Annotated in this window: 17 protein-coding genes; 8 read left to right on the plus strand and 9 right to left on the minus strand. The window is 62.8% G+C overall.

Translation table 11 applies throughout. The annotated features are described in order from the left end of the window. Positions 1 to 48: 48 nt before the first annotated feature. The 7 genes from purB to DEM26_RS11740 all read left to right on the plus strand — a co-directional run bounded on the left by purB (position 49) and on the right by DEM26_RS11740 (position 6,276). Complete coding sequence (gene purB, locus DEM26_RS11720; protein ID WP_075774513.1) at positions 49 to 1,353, plus strand: adenylosuccinate lyase; 1,305 nt, start codon at positions 49 to 51, stop codon at positions 1,351 to 1,353. A gap of 100 nt (positions 1,354 to 1,453) precedes the next feature. After that, entirely contained in the window at positions 1,454 to 1,606 is a 153-nt protein-coding gene (locus tag DEM26_RS20390; RefSeq protein ID WP_157771572.1) for a hypothetical protein, read from the plus strand. A gap of 135 nt (positions 1,607 to 1,741) precedes the next feature. Further along, positions 1,742 to 2,779 carry a flagellar motor switch protein FliG gene (locus DEM26_RS11725; protein WP_233243092.1) on the plus strand — a complete coding sequence of 346 codons (1,038 nt, stop codon included), beginning with the start codon at positions 1,742 to 1,744 and terminating at the stop codon, positions 2,777 to 2,779. 178 nt (positions 2,780 to 2,957) lie between these two features. After that, positions 2,958 to 3,959, plus strand: a complete 1,002-nt coding sequence (gap, locus tag DEM26_RS11730) for a type I glyceraldehyde-3-phosphate dehydrogenase (protein ID WP_109172518.1) — start codon at positions 2,958 to 2,960, stop codon at positions 3,957 to 3,959. Positions 3,960 to 3,990: 31 nt separating this feature from the next. Beyond that, complete coding sequence (locus DEM26_RS20575; protein WP_088718884.1) at positions 3,991 to 4,134, plus strand: hypothetical protein; 144 nt, start codon at positions 3,991 to 3,993, stop codon at positions 4,132 to 4,134. 108 nt (positions 4,135 to 4,242) lie between these two features. Continuing rightward, positions 4,243 to 5,244 (plus strand): type I glyceraldehyde-3-phosphate dehydrogenase, encoded by a 1,002-nt coding sequence (gene gap / locus DEM26_RS11735; RefSeq protein ID WP_088726803.1) that lies wholly within the window; start codon positions 4,243 to 4,245, stop codon positions 5,242 to 5,244. A gap of 240 nt (positions 5,245 to 5,484) precedes the next feature. Beyond that, complete coding sequence (locus DEM26_RS11740; protein WP_109172459.1) at positions 5,485 to 6,276, plus strand: YfdX family protein; 792 nt, start codon at positions 5,485 to 5,487, stop codon at positions 6,274 to 6,276. Here the strand turns inward: DEM26_RS11740 and coaD are convergent, their stop codons facing one another. From coaD to DEM26_RS11755, 3 genes are all read right to left on the minus strand, one after another. Beyond that, the gene (coaD, locus tag DEM26_RS11745) at positions 6,277 to 6,774 is read right to left on the minus strand and encodes a pantetheine-phosphate adenylyltransferase (RefSeq protein ID WP_088721770.1); all 498 of its coding nucleotides are present in this window, start codon (positions 6,772 to 6,774) and stop codon (positions 6,277 to 6,279) included. 90 nt (positions 6,775 to 6,864) lie between these two features. Continuing rightward, a complete protein-coding gene (locus tag DEM26_RS11750) occupies positions 6,865 to 7,299 on the minus strand; it encodes a CBS domain-containing protein (RefSeq protein WP_075774509.1) in 435 nt (144 codons plus the stop codon). An 89-nt stretch (positions 7,300 to 7,388) separates the two neighbouring features. Continuing rightward, positions 7,389 to 8,288 carry a LysR family transcriptional regulator gene (locus DEM26_RS11755; protein WP_075774508.1) on the minus strand — a complete coding sequence of 300 codons (900 nt, stop codon included), beginning with the start codon at positions 8,286 to 8,288 and terminating at the stop codon, positions 7,389 to 7,391. Between the two features lie 115 nt (positions 8,289 to 8,403). Between DEM26_RS11755 and DEM26_RS11760 the strand changes: the two genes are divergently transcribed. Further along, positions 8,404 to 9,906: a CoA-acylating methylmalonate-semialdehyde dehydrogenase gene (locus tag DEM26_RS11760; RefSeq protein ID WP_075774507.1), complete on the plus strand. Its 1,503-nt coding sequence runs from the start codon at positions 8,404 to 8,406 to the stop codon at positions 9,904 to 9,906. A gap of 96 nt (positions 9,907 to 10,002) precedes the next feature. Here DEM26_RS11760 and DEM26_RS11765 read toward each other — a convergent pair whose 3' ends face one another. The 6 genes from DEM26_RS11765 to DEM26_RS11790 form a co-directional block, all read right to left on the minus strand. Next, on the minus strand, positions 10,003 to 10,353 hold the full coding sequence (locus tag DEM26_RS11765; protein WP_088718888.1) for an H-type lectin domain-containing protein: 351 nt from the start codon (positions 10,351 to 10,353) through the stop codon (positions 10,003 to 10,005). A 106-nt stretch (positions 10,354 to 10,459) separates the two neighbouring features. Continuing rightward, the gene (locus DEM26_RS11770; RefSeq protein WP_088718889.1) at positions 10,460 to 10,861 is read right to left on the minus strand and encodes a F0F1 ATP synthase subunit epsilon; all 402 of its coding nucleotides are present in this window, start codon (positions 10,859 to 10,861) and stop codon (positions 10,460 to 10,462) included. Positions 10,862 to 10,870: 9 nt separating this feature from the next. Further along, entirely contained in the window at positions 10,871 to 12,289 is a 1,419-nt protein-coding gene (gene atpD, locus DEM26_RS11775) for a F0F1 ATP synthase subunit beta (protein WP_075774504.1), read from the minus strand. A 21-nt stretch (positions 12,290 to 12,310) separates the two neighbouring features. Next, positions 12,311 to 13,189, minus strand: a complete 879-nt coding sequence (locus DEM26_RS11780; protein WP_075774503.1) for a F0F1 ATP synthase subunit gamma — start codon at positions 13,187 to 13,189, stop codon at positions 12,311 to 12,313. A 21-nt stretch (positions 13,190 to 13,210) separates the two neighbouring features. Beyond that, positions 13,211 to 14,740 (minus strand): F0F1 ATP synthase subunit alpha, encoded by a 1,530-nt coding sequence (gene atpA / locus DEM26_RS11785; protein WP_075774502.1) that lies wholly within the window; start codon positions 14,738 to 14,740, stop codon positions 13,211 to 13,213. Beyond that, positions 14,741 to 15,301: a F0F1 ATP synthase subunit delta gene (locus DEM26_RS11790; protein ID WP_075774730.1), complete on the minus strand. Its 561-nt coding sequence runs from the start codon at positions 15,299 to 15,301 to the stop codon at positions 14,741 to 14,743. Between the last annotated feature and the right edge of the window lie 245 nt (positions 15,302 to 15,546).

A 15,546-nucleotide genomic window follows, 5' to 3' on the forward strand; every position in this document is an offset into this window, starting at 1 on the left:
AGGTGCAGTCTAACAAGCGCGCAACCACACGCAATCAAGAGGCCGCCGATGATCCCGCGTTATGCCCGCAAAGAGATGGTCGACATCTGGGAACCCGCCACCAAGTTCAAGATCTGGTACGAGATCGAGGCGCATGCCTGCGACGCTCAGGCCGAGCTGGGCGTGATCCCGAAAGAGAATGCCGAGGCCGTCTGGAAGGCCAAGGATGTCGAATTCGACGTCGACCGCATCGACGAGATCGAAGCCGTCACCAAGCATGACGTGATCGCTTTCCTCACCCATCTGGCCGAGCACGTGGGCAGCGACGAAGCGCGCTTCGTCCATCAGGGCATGACCTCGTCGGATGTGCTCGACACCTGCCTCAACGTGCAACTGGTACGCGCCGCCGATATCCTGCTGGCCGATCTCGACAAGGTTCTGGCCGCGCTGAAGAAGCGCGCCTACGAGCACAAGGACACGGTGCGCGTGGGCCGCTCGCACGGCATCCATGCAGAGCCCACCACGATGGGCCTGACCTTCGCGCGCTTCTACGCCGAGATGGACCGCAACAAGGCGCGCCTCGCGGCCGCCCGCGAAGAAGTCGCCACCGGCGCGATCTCGGGCGCTGTCGGCACCTTCGCCAATATCGACCCGCGCGTCGAAGAACATGTCTGCAAGATGCTGGGTCTGCGCCCCGAGCCGATCTCGACGCAGGTGATCCCGCGCGACCGTCACGCGATGTTCTTCGCGACGCTGGGCGTCATCGCCTCGTCGATCGAGAACGTCGCGATCGAAATCCGCCACATGCAGCGCACCGAAGTGCTCGAAGGCGCGGAATTCTTCTCGATGGGCCAGAAGGGCTCTTCGGCGATGCCGCACAAGAAGAACCCGGTCCTGACCGAGAACCTCACCGGCCTCGCCCGCCTCGTGCGGATGACCGTGATCCCGGCGATGGAGAACGTGGCGCTTTGGCACGAGCGTGACATCTCGCACAGCTCGGTCGAGCGCGGGATCGCCCCCGACGCCACCGTGACGCTGGACTTCGCGCTGAACCGTCTCGCCGGTGTCGTCGACAAGATGATTATCTACCCCGAGAACATGCTGGAGAACATGAACAAGTTCCCCGGCCTCGTGATGAGCCAGCGCGTCCTGCTGGCGCTGACCCAGGCTGGCGTATCGCGCGAAGACGCCTATGCGATGGTGCAGCGCAATGCGCTGAAGGTCTGGGAAGACCGCGTCGATTTCCGCGAGCAGCTGCTGGCCGACAAGGACGTCGTGGCCGCGCTCGGCGTGGACGGCATCAACGAAAAATTCGACATGGGCTACCATACCAAGCATGTCGACACGATTTTTGCCCGCGTTTTCGGCGAATAATCGAGACCCAAGCCCGTTTCGCGCCGCCTATGTCGACAGACTATAGGCGGCGCGCGTGATTCGGGCTTACCCTAGGGCATCTGGCAAAGGGAGATTGCAGATGATCCGAACCATCCTTGCAGCCACCGTGCTGATCTTCGCCCCGCTCGTGGCTTCCGCCGAATGCTACGGCGATCATCAGGCCTCCATGTCCTGCCCGCAGGGCAAGGTCTGGGATAAGGACGCGAATGCCTGCGTCCTGCAATCCAGCTGACCGCTGAGACGGTAAGTCCGTCTTAACGTCCTCCGTGCAAAGCTGACCGCGAAATCGCATTGGCCGCCCGCGCGGCCGATGCCCAGCACGGAGGTTCTCGCGGTGAATGCGATCGCGCCCATGGCGCTCGGCCATATGCCCGGGTCCGACTCGGCTGGCGACAAAGCTGCCCGCCCCGGGCCGCTGTCGCGGCGCCAGAAAGCTGCGATCATCGTGCGGCTGCTCGCCTCCGAAGGGCTGAAACTTCCGCTTACGGAGTTGAGCGACGATCAACAGACCGAATTGACCGAGACCGTGGCGCAGTTGCGCCTCGTCGATCGCGACACCGTCGTCAGCGTGGTCGAGGAGTTCTACGAAGAACTGGAGGCGGTCGGCCTCGCCTTCCCCGGTGGGCTGGAAGGGGCGCTGTCGCTGCTCGATGGGCAGCTTTCGCCCTCGGCCTCGAACCGACTGCGCCGACTGGCCCTCGGCTCCTCCCGGGGCGACCCGTGGCAGCGGATCGCGGGCCTCTCGGCAGAGGTACTTCTACCCGTGCTGGAAGGCGAAAGCGTCGAGGTGGGCGCCGTGATGCTGTCGAAGCTCTCGGTCGCGAAATCGGCGGAGCTGCTTGGTCTCCTGCCGGGAGAGAAGGCGCGCCGGATCGCCTATGCCGTCTCGCTGACCGGGAATGTCGCGCCGGAAACGGTGCTGCGCATCGGGCAGGCGCTTGCCGCGCAACTCGATGCCGCCCCACCGAAAGCCTTCGATTCCGGTCCTGTGGAAAGGGTCGGCGCGATCCTGAATTACTCCGCATCTGCGACCCGCGACGCGGTGCTCAAGGGGCTCGAGGAGGAGGACAAGACATTCGCCGACGAGGTGAAGAAGGCAATCTTCACCTTTGCCAACATCCCCGCCCGCATCGACGCGCGCGATATCCCGAAAGTGCTTCGAGTTGTCGATCAGGCGCAGCTGACCGTCGCACTTGCCGGGGCGACCGGGTCGCTTAAACCCTCGGCAGAGTTCATTCTCACGAACATGTCCCAACGCATGGCGCAATCGCTGCGCGACGAAATGGCGAATCTCGGCAAGGTGAAGGAGAAAGACGCCGAAGAGGCGATGAGCGCGGTCGTCGCCGCCATTCGGGAGATGGAAGCGGCGGGCGAGATATTCCTCGTCGCGGAGGATGAGGATTGAACGAAAGATTCTGTCGCAGAGTCCCGTCTGGCGAAGCTCTTCACCTCAAAGTCCTGCCCTGCCCCGCAATGTTATCGCAAACACCGCGTGTTTACGCTAACATACTGTTTCAAAACCTTTTCTCACTCTGCATGCAATGGTATCCAGCGCCGAAATCACGCGCTTCGGAGAGATCATCATGACCGTCACCATCGGCATCAACGGCTTCGGCCGCATCGGGCGCTGCACGCTCGCGCATATCGCGGAAGCCGCACGCAACGACGTGCAGGTCGTCAAGATCAACGCCACCGGCCCGATCGAGACCAACGCGCATCTCCTGAAATACGACTCCGTCCACGGCCGGTTCGGCGGACAGGTGAAAGTCGCGGGCAACACGCTCGACCTCGGGCGCGGCCCGATCGACGTGATGTCGACCTATGATCCGGAAGAACTCGACTGGGACGGCGTCGATGTCGTCCTCGAATGTACCGGCAAGTTCAACGCCCGCGACAAGGCCGCAGTCCACCTGGGTCGCGGCGCGAAGCGGGTGCTGGTCTCCGCGCCCGCGACCGATGCCGACAAGACCGTCGTCTACGGCGTCAACCATCGCGAACTGACTCAGGCGCATCACGTCGTTTCGAACGGGTCGTGCACCACGAACTGCCTCGCCCCGCTCGCCAAGGTGCTCAACGACGCGATCGGCATCGAATCGGGCGTGATGACGACGATCCACTCCTATACCGGCGATCAACCCACGCTCGACCGCCGCCACAAGGATCTCTACCGCGCCCGCGCCGCCGCGATGGCGATGATCCCGACCTCGACCGGCGCTGCCAAAGCCTTGGGAGAAGTGCTGCCCGAGCTGAAGGGCCGACTCGACGGCACCGCGCTGCGCGTTCCGACCCCCAATGTTTCCGCAGTCGATCTGACCTTCGAGGCCAGCAAGTCCGTGACCCGCGAGGAGGTGAACGAGATCGTCCGCGAAGCCGCCGCCGGCTACATGGGCATGGTGCTGGGCTACGACCCCGAGCCGAAAGTCTCGATCGACTTCAACCACACCCAGCATTCCTCTATCTTCGCGCCGGACCAGACCAAGGTCGTGGGCAAGCTTGTCCGCGTCCTTGCCTGGTACGATAACGAATGGGGGTTCTCCTGCCGGATGGCCGATGTGGCCGGGGCGATGGGGCGACTTGTGCATTGACGCGCCGGGCAAGGGCGCGCGAAGGGAATAGATGACCAATCGGATCGCGCTCTGGCTTGGAGGCCTCCTCATATTTCTCATTCTGGCGGATGTATTGGCCGATGACGGCCGGATCCTGCTCTTTCTGGCGAAAAAAATCGTCGATCTCGTTCAATATGTCGCGTTCTGGCGCTAGCTTCAGGGTGTAACCCCGTTGACCTTTGGCGCTGAACGCGCTTGTTAGCGTTAACGGAAGACCTGCCCGTGCAACTCCCTGCCGGGCAGCCAGCCAGAGGAGACGGATATGACGGTTAAAGTTGCCATCAACGGGTTCGGTCGCATCGGCCGCAACGTGCTGCGCGGGATCATCGAGTCGGGTCGCACCGATATCGAGGTGATCGCGATCAACGATCTCGGCCCGGTCGAGACGAACGCGCATCTGCTGCAATTCGACTCCGTGCACGGCAAATTCCCGCAGGAAGTCACGACCGGCGAAGACTGGATCGATGCCGGCCGCGGCAAGATCAAGGTCACCGCGATCCGCGACCCGAAAGAACTGCCCTGGGGCGATGTCGATGTCGCGCTGGAATGCACCGGTATCTTCACCGCGCGCGAAAAGGCAGCCTTCCACCTCGAGAACGGCTCGAAGCGGGTTCTGGTCTCGGCCCCGGCCAGCGGCGCTGACAAGACGATCGTGTTCGGTGTCAACGACGGCGCACTGACCGCGGACGACCTCGTGGTCTCGAACGCGTCCTGCACCACGAACTGCCTCTCGCCGGTCGCCAAGGTTCTGAACGATGCGATCGGGATCGAGAAGGGCTTCATGACCACGATCCACAGCTACACCGGCGACCAGCCGACGCTGGACACGATGCACAAGGATCTCTACCGCGCTCGTGCCGCGGCACTGTCGATGATCCCGACCTCGACCGGGGCCGCGAAGGCCGTGGGCCTCGTGCTGCCGGAACTCAACGGCAAGCTCGACGGCGTCGCGATCCGCGTGCCGACGCCGAATGTCTCGGTCGTCGATCTGGTCTTCGAGGCCGCAAAAGACACCAGCGTCGAAGAGATCAATGCCGCGATCAAGGCAGCAGCGGACGGCCCGCTGAAGGGAATCCTCGGCTATACCGACAAGCCCAACGTCTCCAGCGACTTCAACCACGACCCGCATTCGTCGATCTTCCACATGGATCAGACCAAGGTGATGGAGGGCCGCATGGTCCGCATCCTGAGCTGGTACGACAACGAATGGGGCTTCTCCAACCGCATGGCGGATACCGCCGTCGCGATGGGCAAGCTGATCTGACGTGATCGGGGCGCTGCCCCGGCAAGGCGAAGATGACGAAGGGCGGTCCAAGTTGGGCCGCCCTTTTCGCGTTCACTTCTCACACACGGCTCACGGAGGGCGCACGGCCCCTCTCGGGCGCGCCGTGAGCCTTGATGTGTGGTGATAGAACCCTTTGAAATCGGGGACGTTTCAGGGTCATGGAGCGCGCCGCCCGGCGGCTCCGCCTTAGCTGAACCCCATCACGAAAGGGAATATCCCATGGAACGCAGCAAGAAATTCCTCGCCCTCGCCCTCTCCTCCGCGCTGATCGCGGGCCCCGCGGGCTTCGAGATGGCCTCCGCGGCCACGACGAATTCCAACAGCAATTCCGGGGGGAGCGCGATCCAGAGCAGCCAGAGCCAAAGCAATGACGCGGTCTCGCAGACCACGGCGAGTTCTACCGACAAGGAGTTGCTGACCACGGTCGACGACGCCTACACCGCGATGCGCGAAGTACGCGCCGCCCGGCTGGCGATCTTCGACGGCAATACCGACATGGCGACGAAGATGACCAAGGACGCCACGGCGAAAATGGAGGCCGCCGAGAAAGCCGAGAGCCAATGGGGCGTGCCCTCGAAGGCTGGCACGAAAGGCGTGACCTACCTGCCCTTCGACAGCTCCATCGCGCTTGGCGAGAGCTTCACCGTGACGCCGGAGAACCAGAAGGCAGTTGGCAAGGCCAATCAGCAGATGGCGAAAGGCAATGCGAAGGCGGCGGCCAAGACGCTGAAGGATAACGATATCGATGTGTCGATCTCGGCGGCGTTGGTGCCCGCGAAGTCTTCGCTCACCCATCTGCAGGATGCGTCCAAGCTGATCAAATCGGGCAATTACTACGAGGCGAACCTCGCGCTGAAAGGCGTCGAGGATTCCGTCGTGATCGATCAATGGGGGCTCGACAACCTGCCGCAGCAGGCGGGCAACGCCGCCAAAGCCTCCGCGAATGCGAGCGGCAGCACCCAGATGCAGCAGAAATCGCAGCAATCCGGCAAGTCAGCCTCGAAAGGCTGATCAGCGGTTCGCGTAAGCCTTGATCAAGGCATCGCGCACGGCGGGGGTGACGAATTTCGAAACATCCCCGTCGAGCCGCGCAATTTCTTTCACCAGTTTCGAAGCAATCGCCTGCCGCCGCGCATCGGCCATCAGGAACACCGTCTCGACCGAGGAATCGAGCGCGCGGTTCATTCCGACCATCTGGAACTCGTATTCGAAATCGGCCACCGCACGCAGCCCGCGCACGATCACGGTCGCACCGACATCCTTGGCGCAATCGATCAGCAGGTTTTCGAAAGGATGCACGACGATCTCGCCGCCGCGGCGGTCGGTGATCTTGGCGCATTCTTCCTGAAGCATGGCGACGCGTTCCTCGAGCGGGAAAAGCGGCCCCTTGTCACGGTTGATCGCGACCCCGATCACGAGCCGATCCACCAGAGCCATCGCGCGCTCGATAATATCGAGGTGACCCAGCGTGACCGGATCGAAAGTTCCGGGGTAAAGACCGATCCGCATGGCATCCTCCCTCGTCGCCCGCCAAAAAGCTCAGCGCACGCAACTATATTGCGCGATCAAATGCAAGCGGGAAGGTGCTGCAATGCGGCATCAGTTGCCCATGATCATGCCCTGAAGCGACTCTTTCTCCATGTGAAGCTCGTTCAGGCGCGCCTTGACCACGTCGCCGATCGAGATCACACCGACCATCTTGCCATTTTCGCGCACCGGCATGTGGCGGAAACGGCCCTCGGTCATTAGGCTCATCACCTCTTCGGTGCTGTCCATCGGGGCGCAGTGCTTGACGTCACGGGTCATGACATCCGCGGCCGTCATCACCAGACACTCCGCACCGCGCTTGGCGATCTCGCGCACGACATCGCGCTCAGAGACGATCCCGTCCACGGTTTCGCCATCCTGCGAGACGATCACCGCACCGATGCGTTTCGAGGCCAGCTTGGCGATTACCTCGCTCAGCTTCATGTCCGGGGCGACGGTAAAAATTTCCATCTCGCCCTTGTTCTTGAGAATCTGCATCACCTGCATCGACGTCTCCCTGAAAAGGTCGTGTAGACTCGAGCGTCCCACTGCTTTCATAGATTTGTCAACGGCTTTGCGGTTCACGGGGCCAATAGTTATATTTCAACCGCAGCGTGTTCGAGCCGTGCGACCTCGTCGCGAAGCCCCTGTCCCAGCGCCTCCGCGAAGCGCGTCAATCGCTCGGAACGGCGATCGTCCGCGTGGCGGATCAACCAAAAGGCGCGGTTGAGCCGGATCTCGCCACCCAGCACCCGCTGCACCCCGGGGGCGAAGGGAAGCGCGAAATCATGCACGATCCCCACACCCGCACCTGCCTCGATCATCCGCGTCTGCACCGCCGCCGAATTCGAGGCGAGCCCCATCACCTCTGCCTCGGTCTCGGCGAAATAGTCGAGTTCCTTGTCGAAGATCATGTCGGGGATGTAGCCGATCATCCGGTGATGACGGAGATCCTCCTTGCAGGTAATTGGCGGCGCTTTCGCGAGATAGTCGCGATGGGCGGCGAGGCTGAGATGATAATCGCTCAATTTTTGCACGGTCAGACGGCCCGCCGTCGGGCGCGACACCGCGATCGCCATATCCGCCTCACGCTTCGAGAGGTTGAAGACGCGCGGCAGGGCGACGACCTGAATCTCCAGCCCCGGATTTTCTTCGGCGATCTTCGCGCAGACCTGCGGCAGAAGGTAATTCGCGCAGCCATCGGGCGCGCCGATCCTCAGCTGGCCGGTCAACTGGCCCGCGATCCCGGACATTTCCTCGTCCGCGCCCGCAAAGACCTGCTCCGCCGCTTCGGCATGCGGCAGGAGCCGATCCCCGGACTCGGAAAGCGCATAGCCCTGCGGCGACTTCACGAAAAGCTTCGCGCCCATCCCCTCTTCGAGCCGCGCGATCCGACGCCCCACGGTGGCCGCGTCCAGCTTCAATCGCCGCCCCGCACCCGACAGGCTCTCGGCCCGCGCGACGGCAAGGAAAATCCGCAGATCGTCCCAATCCATACCACGCCCCTCTTTGCAAAAACGCAAAACGCTTTTGAGCTACTTCCTCTTTTATGCTCATTTTCGCAAGGCTAGAGTGCGCTCAAGCCAAGATTATCTGTAGGAGGAGCGTCTCATGGAAGAAATCGGTCACTGGATCAACGGCAAGCGCGTTGCGGGCACATCGGGCCGCTTCGGCGAAGTCTTCAACCCCGCTACCGGCGAGCAGATCGCCAAGGTCGCACTGGCCACCCCGGCCGAGCTCGACGCAGCGATCGCGGACGCCGCGAAAGCGCAGCTGGAGTGGCAGAAGGTCAACCCGCAGCGCCGCGCCCGCGTGATGATGAAATTCGGTCAGCTGATCGAACGCGACATGGACAAGCTCGCCGAGGCTCTGTCGAAAGAGCACGGCAAGACCATCCCCGACGCGAAGGGCGACGTGCAGCGTGGCCTCGAAGTGATCGAGGTCTGCATGGGCGCGCCGGCGATGCTCAAGGGCGAATACACGGGCGACGCAGGCCCCGGTATCGACCTCTACTCGATGCGTCAGCCGCTGGGCGTCGTGGCCGGTATCACGCCGTTCAACTTCCCCGCCATGATCCCGCTCTGGAAGATGGGCCCGGCGCTGTCGGCCGGTAACGCGATGATCCTCAAGCCGTCCGAGCGCGTGCCGACCACGGCGATCATGCTCGCCGAACTGGCGCAGGAAGCCGGTCTTCCCGATGGCGTGCTGCAGGTCGTCAACGGCGACAAGGAAGCCGTGGACACGATCCTCGATCACGAGACGATCCAGGGCGTTGGCTTCGTGGGCTCGACCCCGATCGCGCAATACATCTACGGTCGCGCCGCCACCAACGGCAAGCGCGCGCAGTGCTTCGGCGGCGCGAAGAACCACATGATCATCATGCCCGATGCGGACATGGACAAGGCCGCCGACGCGCTGATCGGCGCGGGCTACGGCGCCGCTGGCGAGCGCTGCATGGCGATTTCGGTTGCGGTTCCGGTGGGTGACGGCACGGCGGATGCGCTGGTCGAGCGTCTCGTGCCGAAAATCGAGAAGCTGAAAGTCGGCCCCTATACCGGCGGCGACGACGTGGACTACGGTCCGGTCATCACCAAGCAGGCGCAGGAGCGGATCAAGTCGCTCATCAATTCGGGTGTCGAGCAGGGTGCGAACCTCGTGGTCGATGGCCGCGACTTCTCGCTGCAGGGTTATGAGGACGGCTTCTTCGTCGGCCCGTCGCTCTTCGACAACGTCACCCCCGACATGGACATTTACAAAGAGGAAATCTTCGGCCCGGTCCTGTCGATGGTGCGCACGAAGTCCTATGACGAGGCGCTCGATCTGGTGGTCGACAACCCCTATGGCAACGGCACCGCGATCTACACCGCCGATGGCGACGTGGCTCGCGACTTCGCGGCGAACGTCAATGTCGGCATGGTCGGCATCAACTTCCCGATCCCGGTTCCGCTGAGCTACTACACCTTCGGCGGCTGGAAGAAGTCGGCTTTCGGCGACCTCAACCAGTACGGCCCGGACGCCTTCCGCTTCTACACCAAGACCAAGACCGTCACGGCGCGCTGGTTCTCGGGCATCAAGGACGAAGGCGCAGCGCTCAACTTCAAAGCGCTCGACTGATCTTGAGACGGGCGGTTTGCGAACCGCCCTCCCCCACACATAGGAAAACGCCCCGCCGATCGGCGGGGCGTTTTTCATCGGCCTTATCGACGCGGCTCAGTCGATATCCCAATCATCCTCATGCGAGACCCCGCCCAAGGCCAGCCAGTCGGCACGCACACGTGCCACGCGGCTGTCCCCCCAGGTGCGAAAGACGATCACGAAGCCCTCGGGCGTGACGCCGTCGCTCGAGATATCCATCCGCGAATTGTGCTTGCTGTCCACGTCCCACATCGACAGGGAGACCTGCACCATCGGGGTCGCGCGGAACGGCTGGGGAAAAGCGACCTTCTTGCGCAACTCGCGCGGGCCCTCGCCCGTCCACATGGCGCCGCCATCCTGAAAATCGGAGAACAGCACGAGCGAGCCGCGTTGCATTCCCAGACGGTGGCTTTCGATCGTGATCATCGCGAGAGGGCCTTTCCCTTTCAACCTGAGGCAGAGCTTACTCGAACTGCAGGCAATAAAAAGCCCCGGAAAATCCGGGGCTTCCTAAATCTTATCGCGAAAGCTCTCAGCCCAGCATATGCGAGCCGAGGGCCTCCATGTCGGCCAGAAGCTTCGCGGTCATGTCGGCCACCGAGGGATGCGCCTCGTCATGGACGCGCCGGGCTTCCTCGATGAGGCGCTCGTGCACTTCCTTGGTGAACTCTTCCGCAGGCAGCGAACGTTCGGCCAGAACCGTGATCCCCTCGGGGGTGATCTCGGCGAAGCCACCCGTCACCGCGTAGCTCTGGGTTGCCGACCGCGTCACCATGGTCAGCTTTCCCGGACGCAGCGTGGTCAGCATCGGGGCGTGACCCGGCATGACCGTGAGGTCACCATCCGCGCCGGGCACCATGACCTCGACCGCCGCCTCTTCCGAGGCCAGCTTGCGCTCAGGCGCAACGAGATCGAATTGCATCGTGTCGGCCATAATGCCTCCTTACGCCGCAGCGGCGAGTTTCTCGGCTTTCGCTTTCACGTCCTCGATGCCGCCAACCATGTAGAAGGCCGCTTCGGGCAGGTGATCGTATTCGCCTGCAACAACCGCCTTGAACGACGCGATGGTGTCTTCGAGCGGAACCTGAACGCCGTCCGAACCGGTGAACACTTTCGCAACGTCGAAGGGCTGCGAGAGGAAACGCTGGATCTTACGGGCACGTGCCACGGTCAGCTTATCCTCTTCGGACAGTTCGTCCATGCCGAGGATGGCGATGATGTCCTGCAGAGCCTTGTAGCGCTGGAGGATCTCCTGCACCTGACGGGCAACCTTGTAGTGCTCTTCGCCGACGATGCCCGGATCGAGGATACGCGAGGACGAGTCCAGCGGGTCCACGGCCGGGTAGATGCCGAGTTCCGAAATCGCACGCGACAGAACGGTCGTGGCGTCAAGGTGGGCGAAGGTGGTCGCCGGAGCCGGGTCGGTAAGGTCGTCAGCCGGAACGTAGACGGCCTGGATCGAGGTGATCGAGCCGGCTTTGGTCGAGGTGATGCGTTCCTGCATCGCGCCCATGTCGGTGGCCAGCGTCGGCTGGTAGCCCACTGCCGAGGGGATGCGGCCCAGAAGTGCCGACACCTCGGAACCCGCCTGCGTGAAGCGGAAGATGTTGTCCACGAAGAACAGAACGTCGGTACCCGACTGGTCGCGGAACTGCTCTGCCAGGGTCAGACCGGTCAGAGCGACGCGCGCACGCGCACCCGGAGGCTCGTTCATCTGGCCGTAGACCAGTGCCACCTGCGAGCTCGACAGATCGTCGGGCTTGATGACGTTGGATTCGATCATCTCGTGATAGAGGTCGTTTCCTTCACGGGTCCGCTCGCCCACACCAGCGAACACGGAGTAACCCGAGTGCACCTTCGCGATGTTGTTGATCAGCTCCATGATCAGAACGGTCTTGCCGACGCCAGCGCCGCCGAACAGGCCGATCTTCCCGCCCTTGGAGTAGGGCGCGAGCAGGTCGATGACCTTGATGCCGGTCACGAGGATTTCCGAGGACGTCGCCTGAGCTTCGAAGTTCGGCGCGGGCTGGTGGATGGCACGGGTTTCTTCCGCTTCCACGGGACCCTTCTCGTCCACGGGCTCACCGATCACGTTCAGGATGCGGCCGAGCGTGGCGTTGCCGACCGGCACCGAGATCGGCTTGCCGGTGTTCTTCACTTCGGCGCCGCGCACGAGACCTTCGGTCGCGTCCATCGCGATGGTGCGCACCGAGTTTTCGCCGAGGTGCTGAGCCACTTCGAGAACGAGGCGCTTGCCGTTGTTCTCGGTTTCCAGCGCGTTGAGGATCGCAGGCAGCTCGCCGTCGAACTGCACGTCGACGACGGCGCCGATGACCTGGGTCACTTTACCATTGCTTGCCATGTCTGTTTTTCTCCGGTTCCGTCAGAGCGCCTCGGCGCCCGAAATGATTTCGATGAGTTCCTTGGTGATCGCGGCCTGGCGCGTGCGGTTGTATTCGATCGTCAGCTTGTCGATCATTTCGCCCGCATTCCGCGTCGCAGCGTCCATCGCGGACATCCGCGCACCTTGTTCCGAGGCACCGTTCTCCAGCAGAGCCGTGAAGATCTGCGTCGCGACCCCACGCGGCAGCAGGTCGGTGAGGATCTGCGTCTCGCTGGGTTCGTAGTCGTAATTCACGCTCGGCGTTTCTTCGCCCTCTTCCGGTTCGTAGGAAGCGGGGATGATCTGCTTCGCGGTCGGGCGTTGCGCGATCACGCTCTCGAAGAGCGAGAAGAAGATCGTCGCAACGTCGAACTCGCCCTTGTCGAAGCGGCCGATCAGGTCGCGGGCGATCTTCTGCGCGTCGTCATAGCTCAGGCGCTTGACGTCGCTCAGATCGACATGGCCGATGAAGTACTGACCGTATTCACGGCGCAGCGCATCGCGGCCTTTCTTGCCGACGGTGATGATCTTCACCTCTTTGCCCTCGGCCAGCAGCTTGTCAGCCGTCTGGCGCGCGAGCTTCGCAATATTGGCGTTGAAGCCACCGCACAGGCCGCGTTCGGCGGTCATGACCACCAGAAGCTGCACCCGGTCCGAACCGGTCCCCGAGAGCAGGCGCGGCGCATTGTCCGATCCCTGCACCGAGGCCGCGAGCCCGGCCATCACGGAGTGCATCCGCTCGGCATAGGGGCGCGCAGCCTCCGCCGCCTCTTGGGCGCGGCGGAGTTTCGCGGCGGCGACCATTTGCATCGCCTTGGTGATCTTCCGCGTGTTCTTGACGCTTCCGATCCGGTTTTTGAGGTCCTTAAGGCTGGGCATGTCCCTGTCCTTTCAGGCCAATCACGCGTAGGTCTTGGCGAATTCGTCGATAGCGGCTTTCAGCTTGTCGGCCGCGTCACCCTTGATCTTCGGATCCTCGTTCGTCAGCCAGTCGAGGATGTCCTTGCGCGAGTTGCGCAGGTAATCCAGCAGACCCTGTTCGAACTTACCAACCTCGGACACCGGGATGTTATCGAGATAGCCGTTGGTCCCCGCGAAGATGACCGCAACGATTTCCGCGTTGGTGAGCGGCGAATACTGCGGCTGCTTCATCAGCTCGGTCAGGCGCGCACCACGGTTCAGCAGCTTCTGGGTTGCGGCGTCGAGATCCGAGCCGAACTGAGCGAAGGCCGCCATTTCGCGATACTGTGCGAGTTCCAGCTTAACCGGGCCTGCAACGGTCTTCATCGAGTTCGTCTGAGCCGACGAGCCGACGCGCGACACCGACAGACCGGTGTTCACGGCGGGACGGATACCTTGGTAGAACAGTTCCGTCTCGAGGAAGATCTGACCGTCGGTGATCGAGATCACGTTGGTCGGGATGAAGGCCGACACGTCGCCGCCCTGGGTTTCGATGACCGGCAGAGCAGTCAGCGAACCGGCGCCGAAGTCTTCGTTCAGCTTCGCCGAACGCTCCAGCAGGCGGGAGTGCAGGTAGAACACGTCGCCCGGGTAAGCTTCGCGGCCCGGCGGACGACGCAGCAGCAGCGACATCTGACGATAAGCGACAGCCTGCTTCGAGAGGTCATCATAGATGATCAGCGCGTGCATACCGTTGTCGCGGAAGTATTCCGCCATCGCAGTCGCGGTGTAAGGCGCGAGGTACTGCATCGGCGCGGGGTCCGACGCGGTCGCGGCGATCACGGTGGTGTATTCGATCGCACCGGTCTCTTCGAGCTTCTTCACCAGCTGCGCCACGGTCGAGCGCTTCTGGCCGATCGCGACGTAGAAGCAGTGCAGCTTGTTGCTGGGATCGGCGTCGTTATACGACTTCTGGTTCAGAATGGTGTCGAGCGCGATTGCGGTCTTGCCGGTCTGACGGTCGCCGATGATCAGCTCGCGCTGGCCACGGCCGATCGGGATCATCGCGTCAACCGACTTGAGGCCGGTCGCCATCGGCTCGTGAACCGATTTACGCGGGATGATGCCCGGAGCTTTCACGTCGGCGACGCGACGCTCTTTCGCTTCGATGGCGCCTTTGCCGTCGAGAGCGTTGCCGAGACCGTCGACCACGCGGCCGAGCAGCGCTTCACCGACCGGCACGTCCACGATGGAGTTCGTGCGCTTGACGGTGTCGCCTTCTTTGATGTCCTGGTCCGAACCGAAGATCACGACGCCGACGTTGTCGGTTTCGAGGTTCAGTGCCATCCCGCGGATACCACCGGGGAATTCAACCATCTCGCCGGCCTGGACGTTGTCGAGCCCGTAGACGCGCGCGATACCGTCGCCAACCGACAGCACGCGACCGACTTCGGCCACTTGGGCGTCCTGCCCGAAATTCTTGATCTGCTCCTTGAGGATCGCAGAAATCTCAGCTGCTTGGATGCCCATTTATCCGACCTCTTTCATGGCGTTCTTGAGAGAAGCGAGCTTCGAACGGATCGACGTGTCGACCATGCGCGAGCCCAGCTTTACGATCATGCCACCGATGAGGCTTTCATCGACGGCGGTGTTCAGCTTGACGGTCTTGCCCGTCTGGTTCTTCAGCACTTCGGCGAGCTTCTTGGCCTGTGCGGCGCTGAGCTCGTTGGCCGAGGTGACATCGGCGGTAACTTCGCCCTTCTCGTCCGCGATCAGGTCCGACAGCGCCTTGAGAAGCTGCGGCAGCACGAAGAGGCGACGCTTGGCACCCATCAGCTGCAGGCCATTAGACATCGGGTCCGACAGACCCATTTTCCCCGCCAGAGCGCCAATCGCGGCTGCCTGCTGGTCGCGCGTGTAGACCGGCGATGCGATCACCTCACGCAGCTCGGCAGAGCCCGCCAGCGCCTCCGACAGCGCGGAGACATCGGCTTCGAGCGCGGCGAGGGCATTTTCTTCGCGCGAGAGTTCAAAAATGGCCAGCGCATAGCGGCCGGCGATGCTTGCGGAAATCGAAGCTGGTTCGGACACGTCCACCCTTCCGATGCTTTTTTGCCCCGACCCGGAACAGGCCTTGGGGCGCTCCCCCGGCGCGCTTGAGACATGCCCTCCGCGCCGCTTATCGGGGAGGTCACTAGCAGAGCAATCCCCCCCTCGCAACCGTCTTGAGCACGAGAATGTGAGCAGAAGCCCCCCAATATGCCCTTCGTCGCGGGAAGGTGACAGGAAGAGGAGGATTTTGTGGGCGCTAACAGGAATTTGGAGCGCTCGGTCAC

It is taken from the genome of Thioclava sp. NG1 (genome assembly GCF_003122275.1).
Classification (GTDB): domain Bacteria; phylum Pseudomonadota; class Alphaproteobacteria; order Rhodobacterales; family Rhodobacteraceae; genus Thioclava; species Thioclava nitratireducens.